Below are 25,465 nucleotides of genomic sequence, written 5' to 3' on the forward strand. Positions count from 1 at the left end.
TGCTATTGGTGTTAGGGGGAGTTGTGCGGATTGTGTAGCGACGTTCTGTGATCCGGTGGTGTCACTTTGTGGGAGGGGCTGAAACAGTGTGTCGGTTGTGTTGTCTCGTTCCCATGTTCGATGTAAATGCTTGTTTTTATCTATGTACTGCGAGGGATTGTCGATGGGGATGCGTAGCGAGTGCGTCGGCACGGACCTGTCTGTTGTATTACGGCATCGAAATCATGCGGTCAGGAGAAGGGGATCATCCGGTCGTTGTTGGATGCGATGCCGGTTGTTCAGGTTGCAGTGCGAGCGTCGCTCCATAGGTTGAGGTGAAGCAGCGCCAGTGGTTGCCGTCATACATTTCGAGTGCTTGGAAACGGCGTTTGTAATCCATTTTGAAGTGGTCTTTGATCCAATAACCCAGGTATAGGTACGGACGCTGTTCGCGCTGTGCCCATTGGATCTGGTGCAGGATGGCCAGTGTGCCGAGGCTGCGGGCAGCTGTGTCTGGTTCGTAGAAGGTGTACACCGCTGATAATGCTTGCTCGGTGAGGTCAGTGACTGCTACGGCGAGCAGCCGGCCGAGTGTGCCGTTGGTGGTGGGTTCGCGGATCTCCATGAAGCGCCCGTATGCCCAGTGCCCGATCAGGAATTGATCGAATTCGTTGGCACCGTGACCCTCCATGCCGCCATCGGGATGACGTTGGTGCAGGTAGCGGCGGTAGAGTGAGAGGTGTTCTGCGCTACGTTCGGCTGGGACGGTACGCGTGACAAGTGTGGCGTTACGAGCTAGGCAACGACGCTGGCTGCGATTTGGAACGAAAGCATTCACATTGATACGCACCGGGATGCAGGCACCGCAGTGTTTGCAGTGGGGTCTGTATAACAGGTTGCCGGAGCGGCGGAAGCCCCAAGCCAGTGCCTGTGGGTAGATGGCACTCAGGCGGGGATCGCTCGGGTCTATGACTAAATTGCAGGCCCATCGGTCCGGCCAGTAACTACATGCGTGATGGCTGGTCTTGAATAGCTGTAGGTCGTCGTGTGGTTCGGAGTGCAGCGCCATGGTTGCAGCATAGCGGGTGGGGGTGCATGGTTTGTGATTTTTCTATGTCGTGAATGTTGGCGTCAGGGTCAACGGTAGTCGCGGCGGTGTGTCCATGCATTCAATGAAAGATATCCAAGGGGTATTGTTGCTTTTGACGTGATGAGGATGTGAAGCAGAGGGATGGTCGGCTTTGATGTGGTGATGCGCCAGTGTAGTTTCAGGAGACGTCATCATGGAGCTTATACGCAGTACAAACGGCCAAGGTTGCAAAAGCGACGTGCATCGTATTGGTGTTTCACAGAGTGTTGTGTGTCTGGATGGAGCTTCAGCTGAGCCGGTTGCGCTGCTCTGTGAGGTGTTGCCCGTTGTGTAGGAATGTTTTTGCTGATGTTGTCGGTGACCATCGGTCCGGTCCGATCACGATGGTCTGACAGGTCATGATGAGATGCGTTCTGTATCGTGCCGTTGGCATGAGTGGCTTCTATGTCGCATGCTGGCGTCACATGGAGGTTGTCTGGACGCTTCTTTGGATCTGGCTTGTGTCAGGCGTCTTTGATGATGCGAGGTCGGTGCGGATATGGGCGGCTGATGGATTGCGCTTAAGGCACCGGTTGGATTCGCACGCGCACTGGTTCCTCGTGCTGCGGTTTGGCCGGTTGCTGTGTTGGGATCGATGTCGGTGGGGTTGCCATTGGAGTGGAAGTGTGGTGCAAGGTGATCGTCAGTGCGATTGCACCGATCACCAGCAACAGCGTGAGGCGGATCCGCCATGTCCACTGAACCAGCCGTGGCGCAATGGTGTTAATGGGTGAGGTAAGTGCGTCTTTGGCATCGGACAGGTTGCGCCGGGTGGTGTCCAGTAACCCCACTTTTCTTAGGATCTCACGTGCCCGTGGTTGGTCATTGGCATGGACGATCCATACTGTCGGATGCTGCTTTGGGTTATTTCTGTCCAGGTAGCTGAACTGACCGCTGCGTTTGCTGTGGTAAGCATGGTGATTGGTGATCCTTACTTGAATGCCGGCTTCGTTGAGTAGTGCGGCCACACCTTCCACTGTTTCCAGGCGCTGGCTGTTAAAGATGGCACGCATCGATTAATCCTTGGGCGGTGCTGCATGGTTGATCGTGCGCATCAGCCCTTCTTGGGCGGTGTTGGCGACCAATACGCCATTTTGGGTGAAAAATTGCCCTTGTGCCAATCCGCGCGCGCCCTGTGCGCTTGGGCTCTCAAGCGCATATAACAACCAGTCATCGATGCGAAATGGGCGGTGGAACCACAGCGCATGATCGAGTGAAGCCATCTGTACCTGTGGGGTGTGGTAGTTGATGCCGTGTGGGAAGGCGGCTGTATCGAGTAGCTGGAAGTCTGAGGCGTAGGTCAGCAGCACTTGATGCAGTGCAATGCTGTCACCAAGTGGAGCGTTCAGGCGCAGCCACAAGTGTTGGGATGGAGGATGCTGCTGCGAATCTAGTTCGTTGGAGGGGCGCGCGCGGCGGAACTCAAATTGTTCGCTAAGGTTGAGCCAGGAGTGCATTTGGGTTGGTAGTGGGGGCAGCGACTGAATGGGTGCGATGTCTTCTGGCGGCCGCACTGCCGGCATCTTGGCTTGGTGTTCAGCACCGTCTTCGCATTCCTGGAATGATGCTGTGCAGAAGAAGATCACCTGACCGTGCTGGATCGCGGTGACGCGGCGTAAGGAGAAACTTTTGCCGTCCCGGGTGCGCTCTACGTTGTAGATGATTGGTTGTTGGATGTTACCAGCACGTAAAAAGTAGGCATGCAGTGAGTGTGCAATGCGACTGCTTTCGATAGTGTTTTGCGCTGCCGCCAGGGCTTGCGCAAGTATTTGCCCGCCGAACACATATTTGGTGCCAATGTCGTGGTTTTGACCACGGAACAGATTATCTTCAAGCCTTTCCAGTGAAAGCATGTGGATAAATTCAGGGAAGGCGGTGGAGGTGGGATTCGTTGGCAAGAATGTAGCCTGAATGTTGTGATGTGAAATGCATTATAACGGGGGGATTTATTCGGAAAAATCATAGTGGTGTAGCGTTACTTACTCTCTGCTGCATTTTAGAATTTCGGTAGATTTATTCATGATGGGCTCTTTTAAAGTGTGTCATGGAATATTTGTGTTTCGTCAGGGATAGATGAGAGAGGGTGATCGATAAGGTTTTATTTTTTGCTTTTTGGACGCCATGATTAATCCGGCAGGAATATCTATTGGATGTCCGTGTCACAGTGCTTGGGTGTGTCGAACCTGTTTTGCAGCGGGTTCTGTCAGATGCGTTCTCAACCTTTGCATGGCCATTCCATCGAGCCCCAGTGAAATACCTTCATCCTTCCGAGCGGTGTCTTTTTGATGTCTGCGGTGTCTTGGAATGGCTGAAAGTCGGTATTAGGGAGAGTGTTTGCGGTTTTGAGCGGCAGGTTTATTTGGTTTTGGCGATATGGGCATTAGGTTTGAAGGCTGGTGCTGGGCCTGTGGAGTTACGGAGATCTATAGTCGTGATTGTGTCCCAGGCGTTACTGGCGCTGCATTGGATAGCGTGGATGCTCAGATCACGTGTGTATGTCATGCCGCAGGACGTAGCCGTGATTGAGTGGGGATGATTCTGCGTCACCATGCGTGCGACTCAACTACGGATCAAGGTAAGAGAGTCAGCAGGCAGTGGCAGGAGTGATTCCACTTGCAGTGCGCTGATTGCTGAATCTTGGATCTTGGGCGCAGCAGACTCAGCCAGATGCTTCACTTGGAGTGGTGGGGTATCGAGGGTCTTGATGGTTGCGCCACCTGGAGGGAAGGCAGCCAAGATAACCAGCATGGGAGCCGTGTTCTGGGTCAGACAAAATCCACTATCAGATGGAGTTGGGGTGTTTTGTCCACTTTGGAAAGTGTCTCCAAGATCAAGAAGAACGATGCGTTGCTAACGGGAGGAGGGTGTGCCTGTTTGCGCTCACCTTACCCAACCGCGTTTTAACTCTTGTGAATGCGCAGGGGGATGCCTTCGAACATTCCAGATAGATTCTCCAGGGATCATGTGTCACCGGATGCAGGCCGCACTTCGAACTGACTTATTTTCATATTTGCATGGAGATTTTTGAGTATTCCATATTGTTAGTCACCGAGGCTGTGATCTGCCACTGACTGAAATAAAACACGGTGGAATCCGTACTCATGCCGTGAATCGCAAATTTAAGGTTAGTTTGATACATAAAAGAGGATTGGATAACAGATTTGAAGATTGTTGCATTCAAAACACTACATATAATCAGCATTCGTGTCAGGGGGGATGTATGTTCATTGTTTCATTCAGATCACTGTAGTTTATTTTCAATAGCGGATTCCTTAAAAAAACACCGCTGCACGTCACTGAAGATGAAATCTTCACGTTTGCATTTTTACCTACGATTTCTCAGTTTAAAGATCCTTAAAAATCGGGTGTCCAGATTTTCTGATTGCTGCTCCTTATCCGTGGATGCACTTTGGAGTTCGGATGCGTTGATGCAATGTGTCTCAGGAAGGAGCACTGCGTCGGCTCTGAACTTGCGTGGAGACAGCTTAACCACTCCGGTGCAGACCCTCTATATTCAGTGGGGCTGCTTTGCTTGGTAAATGATCATGTCATTCTAAAAGTGGCCGCAACTGTGGGATGAGCTATTTCTGCCAATCACCGATACCGGGTTAGCGTTCAGCACTAAGTATGGCACCGGTTTGTTGCATGAGTCATAGGGTGAAGCAGGTATTTAATGTGTTAAGCATTGCGCGTAGCAAAACGCTATCGAGGGCGGTGTGCTGAAGTTTAATTATGTGAATTTTGTGATGTGCCTTTACCGGCAGGGCGAGCTGTACTGGGCACTACTGAAGATGATGATGCAGCGGCGATGCCGTCTTAAGCTGTCTAGTCTCTTATTGAAACTACGCCAATCGTTTAGCAACGGGGCATCACACAAGGGGCGCTACGTGATGCACAGTACATCCAACTCCGCCTTAACGGCGAGTTTCCTTGAAATCGGACAGTAGGAAAATATACACGGTTGTATACGGTCAGTTAAAAGCCCAGGAGAAAGCCGCTGGCAAACCAGCGGCTTTCCTGAACACGTGAAGTACTGAAGAAGGATTACTTCTTTGGTTCTGCAGTGTCTTTGGGCTTGTTGGCGGGACTTCCTGCAGGCTTGGAAGCATCTGCTGGGGGAGTTGTGGTTGCGGCAGCGTCAGCTGCGGTGTTAGCTGCAGCTGCAGTATCGGCGGCACCTGGGGTTGTCTCAGCAGGTGGATTGGCAGCAGCTTGGTCGGCGGCGGCTTGGGCCTCGCTAGCTGCAGGATTATTAGCAGGATTGGAATCCTGGCTTGTTGGCTCTGGTGTCTTTGGGCCGCACGCAGCAAGGGTTACACCCATCGCCAGTGCGATCAGAAGCTTGTTGATACTCATTCGTTCAATCCTCGTCGTTAGTTAGGCAACGCGCAGATGCGCGCGCCCAACATGATGACGACCAAGATTCGAGTGTCAAGCATATGCGCATTCAGTTTTTGGAATTCGCGGTTAATTTAAATTAAATCAATTCGATAGCGAACGCCATTGCTTCGCTGTCACCAAAGCGGTAGAGGGTGAAGCTGCGCTTTCCAGCGTACCTGCGCAAAGCGCGAGATGAGGTACATCATGGTAAACACGCTCATGAAGGGTTGATGGCGAGGTCAACAGTCAGGAACCATCGTACAGAAATTTTTCGGTGTACAGAAATCGCTGGAGTTTCTCATATAATCTTTATAAATCATTGATTTTAAATGGTCTGATACCTCTTTATTGTGATATGTGGACATCCATAATGCTTCAATTTATAGGCCGATAGTCGCAATTCATAATCAGGCTTTAGTGATTTGATGACTATCATCATTGTCATGTCGTTGGAAATATCCAAGAACATTCGATTCGATTGCGAACCCCTTTAGAATTTAGCTTCTAAACACCCTGAACTTTTGATGCCGCATTCGTTGCTCAAAGAGCAATGAATCAAAGACGATATGCATCGACTTAACTCGGCTGAACAACAAGTATGTCGATGTCCGGTGATTGATTGACGCCTATCAGCTTGGCGACAAACGAAGCAAGAGTATTTCCCCAGTGCTGCTGGATGACCTTGCGTAAGTTGATTCTGAGCGAATACGGCATGACCTGAATACGTGTCTTCCGTATACACATGCGTGATCCCGTGGGGTAAGCCATGTGAGCTTTGTTGCCTCCAATGCCGTGACCTACGTTTTATAAGTAGGCGCTTGGGGGAATGGCGGATCCATCAAGTGCGACAGCGAGTGCTGGTGATGACTTCGAAGCTGCTTTCTAAGGTAGGGGCAAGGCAGCCCATGATCACTTTGGAGAGCTCGCCGGCATGGCGACGCTATTGGTAAACCTGGTGGCGATAGCAGCAATGGTGATGGTTGATAGAGAGTATGTGGTTGAGTCGAACGCAGGAAACAACGCTGGTGATGTGCTTGGTGACTCTTAAATATCTTCTGAGACAGGGAATCTAACGTCTATTTGCCTTGTATTAAATCAATTACTTGCGTGATAATAATGGGCATTCATCACATAAATTACATAAGAACATGAAGTGTGTTTCGGTCATGCCTATTAAAGGACAAATGAAAACGATGCAAAAGATATTTGTTGCCAGAACGATTCTGGCATCAACGTTGGCGACGGTCTTGAGTGCCTGCGGCGGCGGCGGCGGATTAGTCCTTCCAGAGAGACCACCATCGACCACCACACCGCCATCGACCACCACACCACCATCGACCACCACACCACCATCGACCACCACACCACCATCGACCACCACACCACCATCGACCACCACACCACCATCGACCACCACACCACCATCGACCACCACACCACCATCGACCACCACACCACCATCGACCACCACACCACCATCGACCACCACACCACCATCGACCACCACACCATCATTGCCCCCACTGGAACCATCGATAGTTTCCGAGTTCAACGCGCACCTTGATTTGACTAATACCAAAGCCGCGCATGCGCTTGGTTTGACTGGTAATGGCTACATTATTGGTGTGGTTGATTCCGGCGTGAATCGTAACCACATCGCGTTGCAGGGGAAGGTGATCCGCAATAATGTCTATGTGGATCATTCAGACCCTTCGACTCCAGATGATGTTGGTGGCCATGGCACCCAAGTGGCACAGCTGGCTGCTGGTAAGCCAGTTGAATACTGGCCTGGTGGCATCGCACCCGGTGCGTCCATCTTCTCAGCGCGTGTTTTCTCGTCTGAAGCTGAAGCTAAAGCAGGACAAAATAATAGCGGCCAAGTCATCGGAAGTTTTTTTGAAAGAGAAGCATCACACATACAGCGCATGAATACCGACATGAGCGCTGCAGGAGTGCGTATCCAGAACAACTCATGGGGCTATGAGGACGAGGACACGGGCGATGAACCAGTATGGACGAGTCGAAGGATCACTGGTTTTTTCGTGAACGCCTACCGTGACTTTGTACTCGGCAACAATGGGTTGGTGGTATTCGCCAGTGGTAACGAAAGCCAACCACAACCAGGCCAAGCTGCCAGGCTGCCAAGCTTGCCCACTATGGAAGGCGCGCCATCGGCAGCCGACCTGGAAAGAGGGTGGTTAGTGGTCGCTGCATTAGACAGTTTTGATCACCCGGACCAGTTGGCTTCTTACTCGAATCACTGCGGCATCGCAATGCACTATTGCCTGGCTGCGCCGGGTGATGTCGTGGCTATTGATTACACCATGACTACCAGCGATGTTTACAGTCATAAGGGCTATGAGGCAATCCAAGGCACCTCATTTGCAGCGCCGTTGGTCTCAGGTGCAGCGGCGTTGGTGTGGGAGGCATTTCCATACTTCAGCAACGACCTGGTACGTCAGACCCTGCTTGGGACGGCCACCGATCTCGGCGCACCGGGTGTGGACGAAGTATTCGGCTATGGCGCCCTGAATGTGGGTAAAGCGGTGTTGGGTCCGGCCAAGTTTGACTGGGGCGATGTTCAGGTCAACTTCGATGACAGGCGTTCAACCTGGGCCAATGACATCAGCGGCAGCGGCGGCTTGATCAAGGGGGGTAACGGAACGCTGGTGCTGGCTGGCAGCAACAACCAATACACTGGGGCGACCCAGGTGCTAGGAGGGACCCTCCAGGTGTCCAGCTTGGGTGCGTCCGCGGTGAGCGTGGGTAATAGTGCGACGTTGATTGGTAGCGGTCACTTCGGCGGCGGGGTGAGCAATGCCGGGACCCTGGAGATTGGGACCGATGGACTCAAGCTCCAGGGCGATTACATCCAATCAGAGACAGGGCGCCTTGCGTTGCATGTGGGCGATCAACTGAGCGTAGCAGGCAGTGCCATCCTCAAAGGGGGCGAACTGCAGGTGCTGGGCAAGCGTGATTATGTGAGCTTGAATACCTTCTACAGCGTGTTGCATGCCGATGGTGGCTTGACCGGCACGTTCTCGGGGTTGACCTGGGGTCCGGCGGTGCTGCTTGGACAAGGTCAGCTTAACTACGATGGCAACAATGCTAACGTGACGCTCCAACGCCTGGACGTCAGTGCGGCGGCCCGTGCATTGGGGATTGTCGATGATGTTGCGCAGGCTTCTGCCAATCGTGTCGAGCATGCGTTCCGTGAGCTTGACGTACAGCAGGCCCAAGGCCGTGGCCGGTTGCCCAGCACTTTTATTGCGGCGGCGGCGGCCTTGCAACAATCGTCTAGCCCGCAGGTGGCGGCGGCTTCATTGCAAAGTTTGTCCGGGCAAGGGCATGTTGCGGCGGCGGCGGCCAGCTTTGATGCCATTGATGTGGGACGGCGCAGCCTTGCCACGCGTCTGGATGAGCGTACGCCTGGTGAGCGTGTTGTGACGTGGCGTCAGGCCTTGGGTGGTCCCGGCCAAGATGGGGCCGCCGGCGGCACATTCGCCCTGTCTGGATGGTTACTTGGACACGATACACAACTGGCCTCCGGCGACATTGTTGGTTTTGCTTTTGGTCAGATCAATGCCAGTCCATCCGGGAGCGTGGCAGGGTTGCGTGGGCTGGACAGACAAGTGCAAGGACACGTGTATGTGCAGCGCACCCAGGGTCCGTTGTATGTCTTGGGCCAGCTTGGTTTTGGCAGTTTCCAGCGGCGCCTGGACCGGCATCTGCAACTGGGTGACTGGAGCGATTGGACATCCAGCCGCTACCGCGGGCAATTTTTCAGCGGCAGTGTGGAGGCTGGCTATCACTGGCGCCAGGGTGCATGGGCCTTGACTCCGTATCTTGGCCTGGATCAAACCCAGCTGCGGACAGATGGATTTCAGGAGCAGGGGGGTGCGGGCTTTGGCTTACAGGTGCAGGCCGCTCAAGCCACGCGCAGTCAGCTACTGGCCGGTGTGCGTACGCAGTGGGGCTGGCGTGGTGTGATGCTGCGGGGCTATGGTGAGTGGCAGCAGACCTTGCGTCAGAACGGGTTGAATCCCCACGCCAGCTTCACGGCGACAGCGTCGTGGACGCCCTTGGTGGCTGCACCGTGGCCCGGTCGTTCGGGCGGTGTCCTTGGATTATCAATGGTCTGGCCGGTAGGGGGGATCGCAGGACAGTGGAACATGGGTGTGGAGCACCACTTTGGTGCACGTGGTCGCGACGATAGCCTTGGCCTGCGTTACCAGCTGGGTTTTTAGTCTTGGGTATGGAGGCTGACGCACGGTGATCCCGTGCGTCGGTGGTGTCCCGGATGGGGGCGCTTTCACCCAGTGGCGTATTGATAGCGCACACATGCTGACACAGCAAGCGTGAGGTCCGGCGTGGGCATGGGTCGCTGACCTGGCGTCACTGGATTGAAAGTGCGGTGTGCAGATCCAAGCTCTGAGAAGCACTCAAAAAACGGGGAACGCAGTACCCTGATATCCACATTTTCGATACCTTGCTTGCCTGATGTTCCTGATCGGGGCGATGCAGGATCGGGCGATAGTACGTGTCGCGCTTGGGGTGTTGCTGAAATAGTAAGCCAGCCGCACATGTTGCCATTACTGCTGCAGATGATTTGTTTTGCACCAGAGGCGGATGTCAAGGCCGTTGCATGAAGCAACGTTCTGCAGGGGTGCTTTCGGAGGGTTTGTCACGTCGGTTGTTGCATGTGTTGTCCCCGTGAATGCCCTTGGGGATGATTTTATTTTCTGGCAGCAGTCATATATGCCTCCCGTCGGTGTCCAATGTGGCTATCGGTTTTTAATATCTCCGCAGGATCCAAACGATGTGTTCTTCCATGGATCTATTTGGAGGGCATTTTATTTCGACGTCTATTGAGTGAACGGTGACGTTTCATTCCGATGTTTGAGTGTTGATGAATGTGTACAGATTCACGATGGCAACAACATCGGCTGACGCACAGAATGATGAGCAGGTGATGTGTACTCTATGGTTAGCGACGTTTGATAGCATTCACTTTTAGGCGTTTGATTGCGCCTATCTACCATGATCCGGTGTACGGAAGTGATCGCAGCATCATCATGTAGCATAAGCTGGCGACTCGCCTGCATGAAGCGCTACAATCCCCAGATGAGCAGCGGTGGAGTTAGGTGGCGTAAGCCTACCTTTTGAAGGGTTCGTTAAGGTCCATTGCCTCTAAAACGGCGTTTAAGGTCCTCCAAGTTGCTTTGAGTGTTATGGTGGCCCTGCCGGTCCCTCGCGACGCTAGATCGAAAACCCCGCCAGGGCCGGAAGGCAGCAACGGTATTGATTGATGCGGGTGCCGAGATTAACCGGTGGGGCCATCTCCTTTGTACGCTTTCCTCTTCGCATGCTTTTTACCTGCTGGCAGGCGTGCTGTGTGTCTGGATCGTCCGATAAATCGGGAAACAGCCCGATCTGAGATGACAGTGAGTTGTAAAGCGCAGGATCTGTCGGTAAGCAATGCAGCGTTCAAGCTTATCGATCTGTCAACTGTCCAGGTGATGTGCCGCTTATGAGGCGTCACGCGGAACATTCGGAACACTTAACGTTCCTCGAAATTAATCTAGTAGTAGGAATACGAATTGTGCTGTACAAGGGCTTAATGCTGTTGTGTGGAAAGGATCATCATGTTATTGAGGTACCGGCATCAGGCCGTCTGGTGTTTTCAATTGTGGTTCTTAAGCTTCATAGAGCGTTGATAATCTGGAACAGTGGATACGTTGATGGAAGCAGCGTTTGATTTTCTCATCTGCTTGCACTACCAATATTTCTTCTATGAGATGCGTTTCTGAGTATTGCGCCTTGTTAATGCTTGGCGATGTGATCCTCTGTTCTAGTCCGATCTTCAATGGCTTACTACCGGGCATCGAAATCTTTGCGTAGCGCATTGATTTGTATATCGAGGGCGCTGCCGTGCTGGTTATGGTGGGTTCTGTGTACAGTATCGATCCGAGGACAGTGTGGTTTTCAGCTTGCATATTTGGCTGTTCGATTCTTTTGCCACCATCCCAGAAATTTTCTCAACGTTGAAAAAATTGACTGTATCTCTATGCGTTCAAAGAAATTGATATGCCCATCATCGGGTTGCAGCGAGATTCGACCAGCTACTTGTGGACGTTGCTTTGTTGCTTTTTGCTGCGTTGATCAATCGTCATTTTCATCAATGAATGTAACTGGTGACTTGAAAGATTAATGAGAACAGCGATGGCCCAATCTGATCCAGTGACAAGCGTGTGCGGTGTCCCGCCATTTTCTATTTGGCAAGTTTTCCAGTGATTGACAGACTCTAACAATGCAGATGGACAACTAGCATGGCACTGGCAGGCGCTGCGATTGAGCATCTTTGACCACAATCAGCATGCCATGTGCGATCTATGCCAACGGCTGTGTTGAATGCAAAAGTCATGACCCAGTCGGGTTGGCATATTCACCAAGTTGTTCAAGAGCTTTTGACAAGATAATCCCGGAAGCATCTGAATGATCTGTTCAAACGTTACGACAACGGTAAGCTAATTTCGCTGATCTGAGTGGGCGAGTCATACACGACTTGGATTGGCCATTGTCACATGACAAGTGCTGTGTTCTTGTTAGAAGAGCTAAAAGCGGCTGGAAAATCTATTGAATGGCGATGTTGGGATGTCTAAGTGTACTGCCGCAATGCAAGCAGCTTGTGCATTGGGTACATACCAAGGTGCAGTGATGTGTCAATCGATCAGACATCGGTAGGGAGCATGGACGACAGATGTGATTGATCTGGATGGGTTCCCGCAAGTGTCATCTCTTTCTTGTGCTCATGTATGGATAACTCCAAGTCAGTCAATACTTGGTTTGAATCCCTCAATGTGCACATGACGCATGTTCCATCCTTCCGGAGAAAGATCAGGATTTTTCTCCAGTAAAGCCAATTTGGATGTCAACTTGAAGCACAGCTTCATCACATGTGCTTCAGCTTCTCAAGTGTGGTCTTTTTTCAAAGCTATCCGCCGCTATGTGTGCCGTATGCAGTGACATCTCCACAGGGGTAGACGCTGCTTTGAGTATGGGTTGGTTGGTGATATAGCGTGATTCAAGTCCGATGAGTCTGACGCAGACGCAATCGCTGCTTTAAAGAACGTACTGTGCTGCGGTGAGATACAGGAGTAACACGTACACTCATTAACTTACGTATTCCCGGAGAAATTCAAAAAAGAGCGAAACAGCCGCTTGCTGTATTCGTTATTGTGGCAAGGAATTGAACGATGATCTGATAATGCCTAAAACGCAGTGTTTCACTGACGACGGCATGATGTTGGATGATCTCAACCACCATCAGCGAGTCGAATTTGAAGATCACACCGCACAATACACTTGTGATGCACACCACGCAGACGTTGATGGCTTCGGTCACGATTTTTTGTGAGAGGTGCTAATCGTTCCATGAGTACTGTGCGTTAATAGCGCAGGATCCACTACCGGAAGTTCGATGAAGCTTGGTTGTTGCGGTGTGTGCCAGATGCGCTGGGTTGCTTTGACGTAATCACCGGGTTTGGTGAAGAAGATATTCGGCACGTAGCGCTGCGGGTTGCGGTCGTACAATGGAAACAGGGTGGATTGCACCTGCACCATGATCCGGTGTCCTGGCAGAAAGGTATGGTTCGCGTTGGGTAATCCGAAACGGTACAACAGCGGCTGATTCGCTGTAATTGGAGTTGGATACTGGAAGCTTTTGCGGTAGCGGCCACGGAAGATACCTAGTGACACCGCCAGTTCGTTACCTCCCATCTTTGGATCAGATGCCATTTCATCTGGATAGACATCGATCAGCTTCACTACCCAATCGCTATCTGTGCCACTCGTAGAGGCATGCAGGTTGACTAGCGGTACGCCTGCGATGTGCAACGGTGCAGTCAGTGGTTCACTGAGGTAAGTCAACACGTCCGGGCGGTTGTCAACGAAGCGTTGGTCCTGCACCAGCCAAGTGGTCCACATCGCACGGTCTTTGAAGTTGATCGGACGTGGCATGAATGGTACCGGGTTGGCTGGATCAGATACGTATTCCTCATAATCATTCTGCTTTTTCTGTGGTGCTTGGAATGACAGCATGCCGCCAGCGTTGAGGTATAGCGGCTTTGATGTGTTCTCACAGCCCTGCTCACAGCTGCGTGGCCAACGTTGCAGACGGTCCCAATGGTTCTCCCCAGTGTTGTAGATAAACACAGGCGGTGTGTCGGCCTTGGACGCACTATCAATCAAATACTGATCGAAGAATGGCTTGAGTACATCGCGACGGAATTGCAATGCGGTGTTACCGTCGAACTTGAGAGTGCCCAAGTTACTGCCGTCATAGTTGACCTGGCTATGGCGCCATGGACCCATGACTAAGTAGTTCTTGTCGTTGCGTACGTCACGCGGCTCCATCGCTGCATAACTATGGATTGCACCCCACATGTCTTCTTGATCCCACAGGCCCTGCAACCACATCGTCGGGACCTTCAGCGGGGTACGTGCCATGATCTTATCCAGCGCTTGTTCTTGCCAGAAGGTGTCATACGTTGGATGCTCGACGAGCTTGTGCCACCAGGGTAACTGTTCCAGACCTGCGGCCTTACCGTAGTTGCCCGCCGAGCCTGCCTGCAGAAAGTTGCTGTAGTCGTCGTAACCTTGGCGTGCGATTGATAAGCCCTTGCCGCGATTGGTCAACTGACTGAAAAAATAGTCAAAGTTGACTTGGCGGAAGGCACCGTAGTTGAACCAATCATCGCCCATCCAGCCATCGATCATCGGGCTTTCCGGTGCAGCCACCTTCAGCGCCGGGTGTGGATCGATCAGGGCCATCACCACAGTGAACCCTTCATACGACGAACCGATCATGCCGACTTTGCCATTGGACTCCTTAATGTGCTTCACCAACCAATCTATCGTGTCCCATGCATCGGTCGCATGATCGACATCGGTGATGTTGAGTAAACCACGCAATGGTCGGGTCATGATGTAGTCGCCTTCCGAGCCGTACTTACCGCGCACGTCTTGGAACACGCGGATATAGTCGCCGGTTGCGAACACGTCGTCCCCCTGCGGCAGGAGGTCTTTCATGTGTGGTGACAGCAGACGTTCGATACGGTCGTTGGCGTTGTATGGGGTTCGCGTGAGCAATATAGGTGCATGCTGTGCTTTCTTGGGAACAACGATGACCGTGTGTAGCTTAATTCCGTCACGCATCGGGATCATCGCCTCACGCTTGATGTAATTGTTCATCTCGGTTGGCACGATGAATCGCCTACCGGTGATGTCAGGTGTCATTGGCGGAGTTTGGGCGATCGCGTTAATCGACAGGATGGAGGCGAGAGCGGCGGCGAAACGGCGCATAAATATTCCTGAGCCGGTGATGGATATTGAAATGTAATACGTACATTAAACGTAGTCGATGGATGCTACAGCATTGATACTTCAAGGATTGGGAAGTGGTTTATCCGGCTTGGTGGGAATCGGTTCAAGAGGTATTCGTATCGTTATTAGATTCTGTGAAATAAATTGGGAATTTGATTGTTTCTGCTGTTCAGGAGATATAGAGAAGATCGGGTCAAAAGAATACACATGAGTCTCGATAGTACGGTAGAAGATCACAGCGGTTTTGGTGATGTATCCACGACTGGTTTCAAAGACAGCAAAAATCTCGGATCGATGCAGTCAAAATATGTATTTGTTGTACTTTCACTGCTCCGCATGCTGGGGGTGCCATTGGAGTCTAACTGCCGCATTCAGACAAGAAAACCGAATTGCTACGCATCATATGTGGTTGCTTGGATGCTTAATTGATAAAAAAATGCATTAAGGTGCTGCACTGGAGCAATCTAGCTCTATAGCAGCTTTGCGTACTGACGATGACTGCTGTGCTTGCCATCTTCTTATTTGGTTGTTGTGCCAAGCGTGTTCGGTGTATTCGGTGCTGAGAAACAACAGTGTTTCGAGATCAATGATGTGACCCGATTCATCAATTGCAGCCAAGCCTACATAGGTGCGGAAGATTGGTTGGAGGGAGTGAGGTATGCCGATGCCCTGTACCATCAATAGCGTTGTACCCGGTAGACGTTGACAAAATCATGTTTTGACCATTTGCTGTTGAGCTGGTTTGGATTGTTGCTGAGCAGCATCGCACTTCCGATGACGGCTGTGTCTTGAGAGTGACTGAGCAAGGGGTGATTGCATCTTGGGGTGCGGTGGTTGAGGTGGGATGCCGGCTCAACATCGACTTGCGGTGTGCATATATCCTTGCTGCGGCACGCCCCCGGACTGTCCCAATACAGTGCCTATTTAAACATGTCCCTTGCTTATATAAAGTGTGAACCTGGCTACTTGGAACGCCCGTTGACTGAGCTGGAGGTATGTGTCGTCTACCAACCATATAGAGAGCATCCAACGAGCATGTCCACAATACCAATGAAGCATGCTGCGACACGCACTTGAACATCATTATGGTGTAAAGCCCTGTGGCAGGTGCAAAGTAAAGTCGAGGCGATACCGACCCATGTGGTGCTGTGGGTGAGATGTTACCCGGGTGTGGTGGGGTGCCGGGTGTGCTGAAGAAGTATTGTTGGAGTGCGACCACATTGGATGAGTACACCGTTCCGGTACGTATGGGCCAACGCCATAGTCTGGTCATGTTCGATGGTGCCACCGAGATACGCTTGGTGTGTGGTGCTCGGTTTCTCATCTCTGCGAATCACGGCAGCGTGCGGTGCATGCACCACGATTAGAAACGGCGTTGTGGCAGGCAGTTGTGCAGAGACCTCGGTGTTGCATATCGTCAGCGTGGCGATCATCCACCGTTGAGTGTCCGTATGCAGGAAGTTGGGTCACCGTTGCTGGTGGATGATGGGTTGATATCTGGGAGCCGGTGTATTGACGCAGGCATACAGTGCCAAACGAGGATATGTGGATGGTGATGTTGCTTGGTCTGTGCGCTCGCAGTCTTGGAGAGTTTTTTGCCAGAGGATGCCATGTTCTGCGTTTCATCGGATTGTGTAGTAAGCACCGTATGCTTGATGGGCAGATTCGGGTGATGTGCTCACACTGCGAGTGTGAGTTGCAGATTAAACGCGGGTTGCATCATGTGCTTAGAAAGCAGATGGATTCTTCGATCATAGGTCTGGGCGTGGCACGCGCTTCTGTTGACATTCCCATGTGTTGACAGCGTTCTTGTTGTGGGAACTTGTCAGTGATGGGCGTTATGCTGCTGAATGATCAAGTATGGAAGTACGTTGCAGAGCGCACACAGTGCAAGGCATATGATTTGTCACTAACGGCCGTCGACCACCACGGGCTCTCCTCCAAGTCGTGTGATGGATGGTTCGCACACTTGGGATGTGGCTGCATTTACCGAAGGAATTGCGTTGATGGCGCACAATCGTCGGGTCGATCGAGGTATGTTGGACTTTCATCTGTTCTGCTATGACATGCCCGAGCAACGGCCAGACACCGTTTCCTTGATATCGTGAGAGAGGCATGTATACCGTGGATGGTAAACAGTATTCCACTGGGATTTCAAAAACGGTCGGCTGCAAACACTCAAGCCTTTCCAACCTGGTTTCAGTCTCAAGCTGATTTGATGGTAGGCGCTTCAGGAAAACCATTAGGGTTGAGCCTCATGCAGGGCAAGCCGGGACATCTCGTGTGCAAAGGAAAACGTGGTTAAGTGTGTGTTGAACCTTATCGAGTAATTTTCGTCGGGTTTCCATACGTGACGACACGCGTGCCAGCAGTGGTTTCATCTTCGCCTTGCTAGCTTGTCCGTTTGGAGGAAGCATGAAAATAAAAACACGATCTAGTGTGTTAGGTTCGCGTCGTGCCAGCAAAGATGTAGACCATCATCATCGACAATGGCAGTTTGTGTTGTGCCGTTGCTGTAATCGTTATTGGCTTGCAGGTTTCGTTGCTTCCGGACTGATGCGCTCGATTGTGTGTCGTAGTTCGCGGCCAAGGATAAGCTGAGCGTCCTTAGCCGAGGTGTCTAGGCGTTCGTCGAATACCAGTTTGCTATATGTGTCTGGCCATACTAACTTCAATTCGCGAAGTTTCTGGATAAAGCCGCGAAACAGTCCTTTGTCAAAGAACTCCGGTGCGGTCGATGCATACAGCAGGCTTAAGCGTTGTGCAGCGAGTTGGCATAGGCTCTCCAATTCGGATGCGCTGAGTGTGCCAGGGCCGTTTTTCACCAATATGGAAATGGTGATGTAGTAACGTTCGAATGCTTGTTGCAATGAATGGCTGATCGCACGCAGGCGGAACACCTCATCCGTCTGACTGGTGTTGCGTGTGAGCATGTCTTCCTCTTCGTCGCCGGCGGACAGCAGAAGGCCTTCGCGCACAAATAATTCAATCACCTGCTGGATGTGTTTGGCAAACTGATCCTCGCTCCATGGCAGGAACAGTTCGGCTTGCAGGAATGGATACATGCCTAGCCCTAGACGGATCAGAGCAATGCGGCTCATGCGTCGGTTGTTTTGAAAACAACACGCCACCCACGCGGAGGCAGTAAACAGATGCAACACGTTGTTGCGGAAGTAACTCAGCAGGACGGCATTATCTCCCTCGACTCTTAATACATCACCAAGCGGGTGTGGGATGCGGGTGAGTATATTGATTTGCTCGGCGTGGGCAATGATACGTTCAGGAGTGTGTGGGGTAACGGTCACTCGGTTTGAATAGGGCAATTCAAGGAGTAGCTTTTTGCACAGATCAATTTGCGCGATCAGGTCGGCTTCGCCCATTGCATGTTTAGGTGTGGATAACAGTGCAAGTGCCAATAAGTTGATTGGGTTTACGTCAGCGGCGCTGTTAATCCGAGTCTGGATTTGCTGAGCCAAGTGGTCTACGGTGCTCGACAACCAAGCTGGCTTTTCGTCTTCACCAAGTGGTTGACCTTCCCATGTTGGGGCTAGTTTGGCTAATACGTCGTTGAGTGCGATGGGCTCGCCGAAATTCACCACCACTTGGCCATAGTTCTGTTTGAGTACCTTGGGAATATTCCACAATACCCCCCAGATTGATTCCTTTTTTTTGGCTTCGCCGGACAATTCATCCAGGTAGCTGGTGCCTTCCATCAGTTTCTCATAGCCGATATAGATCGGTTGGAACAGTACTGGCTTGCGTGGCTGGCGCAAGAAAGCTTGCAGTGTCATCATGATCATGCCGCTTTTGGGTTGCAGCAGGCGGCCAGTACGTGAGCGACCACCTTCGATAAAATATTCGAGCGAATAGCCACCGGCCACTAGCCGCGCTACGTATTCGCTGAGCACCACTGAATACAGCATGTTCCCCTTGATTGAGCGACGGATGAAGAATGCGCCGCCCTTGCGCAGCAGTGTGCCAACGATAGGCAGGTTGAGGTTGATGCCTGCCACGATGTGTGGCAACCCGATGCCGCATTTGTATAAACAGTACGACAGGAGTAGGTAGTCCATATGGCTACGGTGACTGGGTACATACACAACTTCGTGTCCTAGTGCGGTCTCTTTGAAGTTATCCACGTGGTGCATCAGCACACCGGCATAGATGCGGTTCCAGACATGGCTGAACAGAAAATCGGCCGAACGTATTACAGGGCTGGAGTAATCGGCGGCGATTTCCCAGGCATAAGCCTGGGCCTTACGCCAGGTTTCCGACGGACTGGTCCCGTCACGCTTGGCTTGGGCGGCGATTGCTTCACGCACTGCTTCAGTTGCCAGGACCTTGTCCACCAGTAAGCGACGGGTTGACAGATCTGGACCGATCACCGCTTCCCGAATACGGCGGAAGTGGGTGCGCAGCACACGCTGCAGCTTGCGCAGAGTACGTTCAGGCGGCAAACCTTCGTTCAGTGTTTGACGTACTGAGATTGGCGAAGCGAAGCGCACAATGGTGGTGCGTCCATTGAGCAACACGGCTAGCAGGCGGCGGAAGCGGCCAACAAGGGCCCAATTTTCCGAGAACAGCACTGCGAACCAGCCACTCTGTCGATCTGGTGCACGTCCAACGAAGATCGATACTGGCACCAGATGCATATCTAGGTCGTCACGTACACGGTGTGCTTGTAGTAGGTTGGCTAGCGAGTCGGAGTGTGTCTTGCCACCACGCTGGTTTGGGATCAGCGAGTTGTTGGAACTTCGTCGCGACAGTGCTAGGTAAGCACGCTTGCGCTGCAGTGGATTGCCTGGCAGTGGTATCAGCGGCGATGGTAACTTGGTTGCGCGACAGGCTTTGTCCAGGATCAGTGTATTGCACAGGCTATAGTCTTCCAGTACGTATACGACCGGGCATCCATCGTTATATTGACTAGGCTGTTCTGGCTCGATAGATAGACCCAGCCAAGGATCAAGCATATGGCCAAGCAGGCGCGCCCACAGTGGGCGGCGCATCAGGCGCTCAGACGCTGGCCATGGCAGTTCGGATGAGCCTGGCTTGCCGACGCTGGACTGACTAGGTGTGGTTCCTTTCGAGAGGGGCGGTGAGTTCTTTTTGGGCATCCTCGATATTATCCCTTAGCCGGTATAGGCGGGTCTTTTCATGGTGATAGATGCGGCCACCGCCATTCACTATGTGTGGTGGGTATCTGAGTCAGGCTGCTGCACATCCTTCAGCAATCGCAGTATCAGCGGCTGTTGCGATGCAGCGCTCATGTTGAAACATCGTTGCTAGTGCCCACACAGGGGGACGAAACCATAGCATGTAGCGGATAAGAGTGTTGCCGATTTCCCAGTTGAGGAGGATATCTTGCTGGAGCTTGTGTACATTTTCATTCATGCTTCAAATGCATAGGCAAGTGAGGTGAACACAAAATCGCTGCACGACACCCTGGGGGCGTTGGATTAAATCGTCCGTACACAGGTGTCGAGCTCCTAATCTGATGTTGACATATAGTGGTTTTGGGATAGAGGTGGCCGAACAGTTTCTCTTGCACACTAGATATATTGAAATGATCCTGAGGTAACGATCAACTGCAACGGTTTGCTTGAAGCATTCACCCCAAGATGCAGTGTGGTATTCAAGTCACTTTGGGAATGTCTAGCTCCCCGAGTGGCTGTTTGGGGGTCCCTGCTCGTATGCTGGTGAGCACCCGTGATCGTCGAATCGATTTGGATGCATGGGACTTGCATTATCTTCGTCACCACCGTTTAGCTGCCATTGTTGAGAAATACAATGCATGTACAACGTATTCCAGTGCCCCGACCCTATCAGCAAGCGGTACAAAGCGCGGTCTGTGCGTGGCATGATCGCTAAGGCTTTAGAGAGTGCAGCCCTAGTTGGTTACTGTTGGATCTTAGCCGCTTACCGTCTCAAGTAATTTAATATAGCCTTTGCGCTGCTTTTATACTTCACTTCTATTACTCAGCAGCGTAACGCCACATTCTGATGCTTTCACGTAAAAAAACAGTATGCCAATGCCAGGAAATGTCAATAGAACCCAGCAATGTGCTACTGCGACAAGAAGATGTGACTGGGGTACACAGATTGTGCATGTGGTTCTCTAATGTTGTCCCGTATTATCTTCTAATAGCAGAAGTCGATTTCGGCATGGTTGCTCTAAACCCTTATCTGTTATCTCCATTATCGCTAGGCGTTATGTAAATCCTTGAATATCTTGCTTGGGCTAATCTCATTGATGCATTCTGGTTCTGATCAGCGCGAGGATTAAGTAAGTGTCGTGATACTCGTTGATTTGCCCTGCGCAGTGTCGGAGTTCGGTTATATCGCGATGGGTTCATCATGGTAGATATCCACAGCTCTAACAGCGTGTTACCCGATGTTTGTATCTTTGGGCATTCTGGAGTCAGGAGAATGAGTCTGAGCGATACGGGTGGTATGACGATGATCGGTAAAGTGGCGTGCATGGCCAACCTTTCGGTTGTTATTGCCTCGCACTACGATAGATCGTTGCTGCCATAGGATTAAGGGGATACGTGAAGGGGACAGGTCGCTGTTATGTATATGCTGAATTATTCTGTATCCCCATTATCAAGTGCAGTGTGACTATCCCAAGTTTTGAAACGATCGGTGCTCTGTTGTCTGATATGTATGACAGGTTTTTTGTTTGATTTGGGCCGTGAAATTGACAATGTGGAGCACAGCGACGACCTGTATCTTCCAGTGCATATCTTGATGTGCAGTACATTCGGCTTGATGGGGTGCCCGGTTATGTTGGTGCTTAACGGCTGAGCTTGCTGGACTTGGCTTAGCTGGTGGGTAAGGTCATCCTGGTTTATTGGCCTAATCTGGTCATGCTATTTCACTATTATCTGAGTCACTATCCTGTGTTAGATATCAATACCGACTATGGTGCGTGAATGATGACTTGATATTTTTTCAACAGTTGTGATTGCAGCATCATTTTTATCGGCCGATTATTGTGGATAACATTGGGTAAATCCATGTGCTGTTGCGTTGATGCATTGGTTGAGTGCTGCCCTCCGCAAGAACGTTTGGCTGCGGTAAGGAGGTTCGATAGGATTGCGGTGGCCATGTTGGACAGTAACTGGGCAGGATACGATGGTGCTTGGATGCCGTGTTCGATGTAATAAGGTGCGGTCTTCTTAGGTGGCTAAGCATGTTCGGTCACGGTGTTTCTCAGGGATCAGGCGACATCGTCCGGGTAGCCTTGAATAAGTGCTGATCACAAATGATGTCAAAGTGGTGCTAACTACGATGTGTGTGCGCTTGTTTGGGCCTTGAGGTGCGTGTGATTCGTGTTTACCTGGAACAACTGTCAGATACGTCTGTCTCGATTTCCACTCTGCTTATGTTCCTACCAATTATCTTGGAACTCGTCATCCGTGCTTCACGCCTCGCGTGCAGATATTCTGTTGATGGAAACGTTGCTTCCGAACCCCAACCGATCCGTTCCTTGCTTGCAATACTCGTTACCCTTGGAGAGAGTCAAGATGAGAAAGTCCTGCTCCAGTCTGTTGCTGCAGATACGCAGTTTGCTTTGTTACGCATTAGCCGTTTGTCTGTACTTGACACTGCCGGATACATTCGCGCAGAGCAGTAATGCCACGCTGCATGGCCAAGTGAGCCGAGTGCAGGCTGGGACCATGGTTGTAGCGACTAACACAGCCACCGGTTTGGTGCGCCGAACCACGCTTTTGTCCGACGGTACTTACACTATTGTCGGTCTTCCGCCTGGCGAATACACGATCAGTGTTGGTGGCGTTTCCCGCAGAGTCACGTTGAGTGTGGCCTCGAGCGTCACTGTCAATTTGGATGGCGGTGTACTGGCCGGTGGTGATGCTAAGACTTTGGATGCGGTCCAAGTGACCGGACAGACCATCCGTGAAGTCAAAACGTCCGAGGTTGGCAATACAATCGCGTTACGTCAGATCCAGCAACTACCACAGGCCACGCGTAATTTCTTGGAGTTTGCCGACACCGTGCCAGGTATGGCGTTCAACATTGATCCTCAAGGGCACACCACGCTGCGCGGTGGCGCTTCTAATAGCAGCGCCAGTAATTTGTATATAGACGGTATTGGACAGAAGAGCTATGTTGCCAAGGGAGGGATTTCCGGACAGAACGACACCCAGGGTAATCCGTTTCCACAGCTGGCGATTAGCGAATACAAGGTCATCACTTCCAACTACAAAGCGGAATATGGTCAGATCAGCGGCGCAGCGATCACGGCGGCGACAAAATCCGGTACCAATGAATTCCACGGTGAGACGTTCTACCGTTATACCAATCAAAATCTGCGTGACCGGCGGCCGGATGAGGTCGATACTAAGGTTGATTCACAGACCAAGGAATATGGTTTCTCACTGGGTGGACCGATCATTCGAGACCGTATGCATTTTTTCTTTGCTTACGAGGGCAAGGACAATGTTGTACCACGTAGCGTCCAGGCTGACCCGCGTGCGGCACCCTATATTGGTTTTCTGCCGATTAATCTGTCTCAGCAGTACGGTCCTGTAAATCTGCCGTTCAACGAAGATCTATATTTCGGCAAGATTGATTTTGAGCCAACCGAGGATGACCGCCTGGAATTGAGCGTTCAGTACCGTGACGAAACCCAAATCGATAATATTGGTGGTCAGAATGCCGCCGATCATGGTCTAAACAAAATCAATAAAGACAAACGCAGCAGCCTGCGTTGGCAGCACAGTAATGATGCTTGGTTTAATGAACTGATCTTCAGCCGGGAAAATGCGAAGAACAATCCTAATCCGATGAGTATCGGCAATGGTTTTAATTACGTGTATCTGGACGCAACGGATCCTAATATCGGTGAGTACACCTTCCTTTCAGTAGGTCCTGACGGTGGCGCAAGCATGCAGCGCCGTGGTCAAAATGGTTGGTCGTTGCAGAACGATCTGACGTTTACCAGCTTTAAGTGGCATGGTGACCACACCATTAAAATGGGGGGCAGCTATAAGAAAATTAATCTGCAAGCGCAAGATGCAGCTTCGTTGAACCCGCAATTTAGTTATGCGGTTGACCCCACTGGGGTGGCCCCGACGCCATACCGCGTTGATTTCTATTCACCCTATGCGACACCTGGACAGAAGGCCTTGGTGGAAACCAGGGCCAAGCAGTACGGCATCTATCTTCAGGATGATTGGAATGTCAATGAGAAACTGACCCTGAATTTGGGGGTGCGCTGGGATTACGAGGACAATCCGGCCTATACCGATTTTGTGACTTCACGGTCGTTCGTTGAAACACTTTATGCGGACGATCCTGAGAATCCTGGTCACCCGTGGGCCAATCGATTACTGTCTAGCGGCATCAACGTTGCCGATTACATTAGCAATGGTCACAACCGTAATAACTTCAAGCACGGGTGGGCGCCGCGTTTTGGCTTCTCTTATGACATTTTTGGTGACGAGGCGGCGGTCATTCATGGCGGCGCTGGGCGCTCGTATGATCGTAATTTATTCGAACAAATGGCCTATGAGACTAGTAAGGCGGCGTTGTCTCCGGTTGCTGTGTATTTCCAGAATCCAGCCACTAACATGTGTTATCACTCCGATCGTGTTTGTGTGCCTTGGGATCCGAAATATCTCAATGGTATTGATCAATTGAATGCAATTGCTGGGGTCAGTGGCAGTGGTGAACTGTTTATCTTCAACAATAGACTTAAGACCCCTTACAGCGATCAATACAGCATTGGCATCAGCAACAAGATAGGAGGTTGGCTGACCGATGTCACTTTCCAGCGTGTATTGAGTAATGATGGTTTCGCGATGTCGCTCGTCAACCGCTATCCGGATGGCACGTACTTTGATGCCACCGGCAGCGCGCCATGGGATGAGCCGGTACCTGGTTACAAGAACACGATTCTCGGCATGAATGGCCTGAAGCAGCGTAGTAGCCAAGTGTTGTTGTCTGCAGAGAAGCCTTATACCAAGGAATCCGGTTGGGGAGTCAATGTGGCCTACACGCACAGCAGTGCGCGTCATAATCGCAGCATCGACGAGCCCTTCGCATTCGACAAGGCGACGATTCATGAGTATCCGTTCGTCAAGTCCGATGCGGTTGCCTCGCACCGTTTTGTTGTTTCTGGTTCGATGGATGGTCTGTGGGGGATGACCTTTGGTGCCAAGATGGTGCTGGCCACGCCCACTCCAATCAATACGATTGCTTGCTATGGCTATACCGATCCGGATGGCGCGCAGTGCCAGCAGATTGGAGTCACTCCACCAGGCAACGGAAAGTTCTTGGTCGGGGGTAAGATCTGGGGTTATCGCACGGTGGATTTCCAGGCGAGTAAAGTGTTCACGCTGTTTGGTGATTTCAAGCTGTCGGCACGTGTGAATCTGCTCAATGCGTTTAATTTCAAGAATTACGCATCCTATGTCTATAACAGTTTCGGTAGTGATGGACGATTGCAACCGGATATCGCAATCAATCGGATCGGTGATATCAACTATGTCCCACGCACAGTGACGTTCGAGCTTGGAATGAAGTTCTGAAGCACCATAATGCCCGTCGTCCGGTTGCGTCAGTCGACGG

General features: G+C 51.4%; 13 protein-coding genes and 1 other RNA gene. 4 read left to right on the plus strand and 10 right to left on the minus strand.

The window, feature by feature from the left end; genetic code table 11:
* Positions 1 to 244 precede the first annotated feature (244 nt).
* The 6 genes from PLS229_RS01965 to PLS229_RS01990 form a co-directional block, all read right to left on the minus strand.
* A complete protein-coding gene (locus tag PLS229_RS01965; protein ID WP_051482390.1) occupies positions 245 to 1,048 on the minus strand; it encodes an arginyltransferase in 804 nt (267 codons plus the stop codon).
* Positions 1,049 to 1,629: 581 nt separating this feature from the next.
* Positions 1,630 to 2,121 (minus strand): putative signal transducing protein, encoded by a 492-nt coding sequence (locus PLS229_RS01970; RefSeq protein ID WP_038272934.1) that lies wholly within the window; start codon positions 2,119 to 2,121, stop codon positions 1,630 to 1,632.
* Between the two features lie 3 nt (positions 2,122 to 2,124).
* A complete protein-coding gene (gene tesB, locus PLS229_RS01975; RefSeq protein WP_038272936.1) occupies positions 2,125 to 2,961 on the minus strand; it encodes an acyl-CoA thioesterase II in 837 nt (278 codons plus the stop codon).
* A gap of 706 nt (positions 2,962 to 3,667) precedes the next feature.
* Complete coding sequence (locus tag PLS229_RS01980) at positions 3,668 to 3,856, minus strand: hypothetical protein (RefSeq protein WP_038272941.1); 189 nt, start codon at positions 3,854 to 3,856, stop codon at positions 3,668 to 3,670.
* A gap of 1,296 nt (positions 3,857 to 5,152) precedes the next feature.
* On the minus strand, positions 5,153 to 5,464 hold the full coding sequence (locus tag PLS229_RS01985; protein WP_038272945.1) for a hypothetical protein: 312 nt from the start codon (positions 5,462 to 5,464) through the stop codon (positions 5,153 to 5,155).
* A 600-nt stretch (positions 5,465 to 6,064) separates the two neighbouring features.
* The gene (locus tag PLS229_RS01990; protein WP_160199297.1) at positions 6,065 to 6,232 is read right to left on the minus strand and encodes a hypothetical protein; all 168 of its coding nucleotides are present in this window, start codon (positions 6,230 to 6,232) and stop codon (positions 6,065 to 6,067) included.
* Positions 6,233 to 6,681: 449 nt separating this feature from the next.
* Here PLS229_RS01990 and PLS229_RS01995 point away from each other — a divergent pair, with 449 nt between their 5' ends.
* On the plus strand, positions 6,682 to 9,735 hold the full coding sequence (locus PLS229_RS01995) for a S8 family serine peptidase (protein ID WP_171898042.1): 3,054 nt from the start codon (positions 6,682 to 6,684) through the stop codon (positions 9,733 to 9,735).
* 993 nt (positions 9,736 to 10,728) lie between these two features.
* Positions 10,729 to 10,825, plus strand: an RNA gene (gene ffs / locus PLS229_RS02000) — signal recognition particle sRNA small type.
* Positions 10,826 to 12,686: 1,861 nt separating this feature from the next.
* On the opposite strand, the gene PLS229_RS02005 is transcribed toward ffs, so the two are convergent.
* Positions 12,687 to 12,893: a hypothetical protein gene (locus PLS229_RS02005; RefSeq protein WP_038272450.1), complete on the minus strand. Its 207-nt coding sequence runs from the start codon at positions 12,891 to 12,893 to the stop codon at positions 12,687 to 12,689.
* Entirely contained in the window at positions 12,890 to 14,851 is a 1,962-nt protein-coding gene (locus PLS229_RS02010) for a CocE/NonD family hydrolase (RefSeq protein ID WP_038272448.1), read from the minus strand. Before PLS229_RS02010 ends, PLS229_RS02005 begins: the two co-directional genes overlap by 4 nt.
* 1,178 nt (positions 14,852 to 16,029) lie before the next feature.
* On the opposite strand from PLS229_RS02010, the gene PLS229_RS02020 reads away from it, so the two are divergent.
* Positions 16,030 to 16,239 (plus strand): hypothetical protein, encoded by a 210-nt coding sequence (locus PLS229_RS02020; protein ID WP_038272446.1) that lies wholly within the window; start codon positions 16,030 to 16,032, stop codon positions 16,237 to 16,239.
* Positions 16,240 to 17,394: 1,155 nt separating this feature from the next.
* Here PLS229_RS02020 and plsB read toward each other — a convergent pair.
* Both plsB and PLS229_RS02030 read right to left on the minus strand, forming a co-directional pair.
* Positions 17,395 to 19,986 carry a glycerol-3-phosphate 1-O-acyltransferase PlsB gene (gene plsB, locus PLS229_RS02025; RefSeq protein WP_038272444.1) on the minus strand — a complete coding sequence of 864 codons (2,592 nt, stop codon included), beginning with the start codon at positions 19,984 to 19,986 and terminating at the stop codon, positions 17,395 to 17,397.
* Between the two features lie 91 nt (positions 19,987 to 20,077).
* Entirely contained in the window at positions 20,078 to 20,263 is a 186-nt protein-coding gene (locus PLS229_RS02030; RefSeq protein ID WP_038272442.1) for a hypothetical protein, read from the minus strand.
* A gap of 2,135 nt (positions 20,264 to 22,398) precedes the next feature.
* Here PLS229_RS02030 and PLS229_RS02035 point away from each other — a divergent pair.
* Positions 22,399 to 25,425, plus strand: a complete 3,027-nt coding sequence (locus PLS229_RS02035; RefSeq protein WP_038272440.1) for a TonB-dependent receptor — start codon at positions 22,399 to 22,401, stop codon at positions 25,423 to 25,425.
* Positions 25,426 to 25,465 lie beyond the last annotated feature (40 nt).

The sequence above is a fragment of the Xylella taiwanensis genome (assembly GCF_013177435.1).
Lineage (GTDB): Bacteria > Pseudomonadota > Gammaproteobacteria > Xanthomonadales > Xanthomonadaceae > Xylella > Xylella taiwanensis.

What these genes read in the sequence shown, in the direction of transcription:
- tesB (WP_038272936.1), bottom strand. Translation starts at nt 2,961, where the DNA reads ATGCTTTCACTGGAAAGGCTTGAAGATAATCTGTTCCGTGGTCAAAAC.
- PLS229_RS01965 (WP_051482390.1), bottom strand. Translation starts at nt 1,048, where the DNA reads ATGGCGCTGCACTCCGAACCACACGACGACCTACAGCTATTCAAGACC.
- PLS229_RS01990 (WP_160199297.1), bottom strand. Translation starts at nt 6,232, where the DNA reads ATGTGTATACGGAAGACACGTATTCAGGTCATGCCGTATTCGCTCAGA.
- PLS229_RS02035 (WP_038272440.1), top strand. Translation starts at nt 22,399, where the DNA reads ATGAGAAAGTCCTGCTCCAGTCTGTTGCTGCAGATACGCAGTTTGCTT.
- PLS229_RS01980 (WP_038272941.1), bottom strand. Translation starts at nt 3,856, where the DNA reads ATGCTGGTTATCTTGGCTGCCTTCCCTCCAGGTGGCGCAACCATCAAG.
- PLS229_RS02010 (WP_038272448.1), bottom strand. Translation starts at nt 14,851, where the DNA reads ATGCGCCGTTTCGCCGCCGCTCTCGCCTCCATCCTGTCGATTAACGCG.
- PLS229_RS01985 (WP_038272945.1), bottom strand. Translation starts at nt 5,464, where the DNA reads ATGAGTATCAACAAGCTTCTGATCGCACTGGCGATGGGTGTAACCCTT.
- PLS229_RS02030 (WP_038272442.1), bottom strand. Translation starts at nt 20,263, where the DNA reads ATGAATGAAAATGTACACAAGCTCCAGCAAGATATCCTCCTCAACTGG.
- PLS229_RS01995 (WP_171898042.1), top strand. Translation starts at nt 6,682, where the DNA reads ATGCAAAAGATATTTGTTGCCAGAACGATTCTGGCATCAACGTTGGCG.
- PLS229_RS02020 (WP_038272446.1), top strand. Translation starts at nt 16,030, where the DNA reads ATGTTACCCGGGTGTGGTGGGGTGCCGGGTGTGCTGAAGAAGTATTGT.
- PLS229_RS01970 (WP_038272934.1), bottom strand. Translation starts at nt 2,121, where the DNA reads ATGCGTGCCATCTTTAACAGCCAGCGCCTGGAAACAGTGGAAGGTGTG.
- plsB (WP_038272444.1), bottom strand. Translation starts at nt 19,986, where the DNA reads ATGCCCAAAAAGAACTCACCGCCCCTCTCGAAAGGAACCACACCTAGT.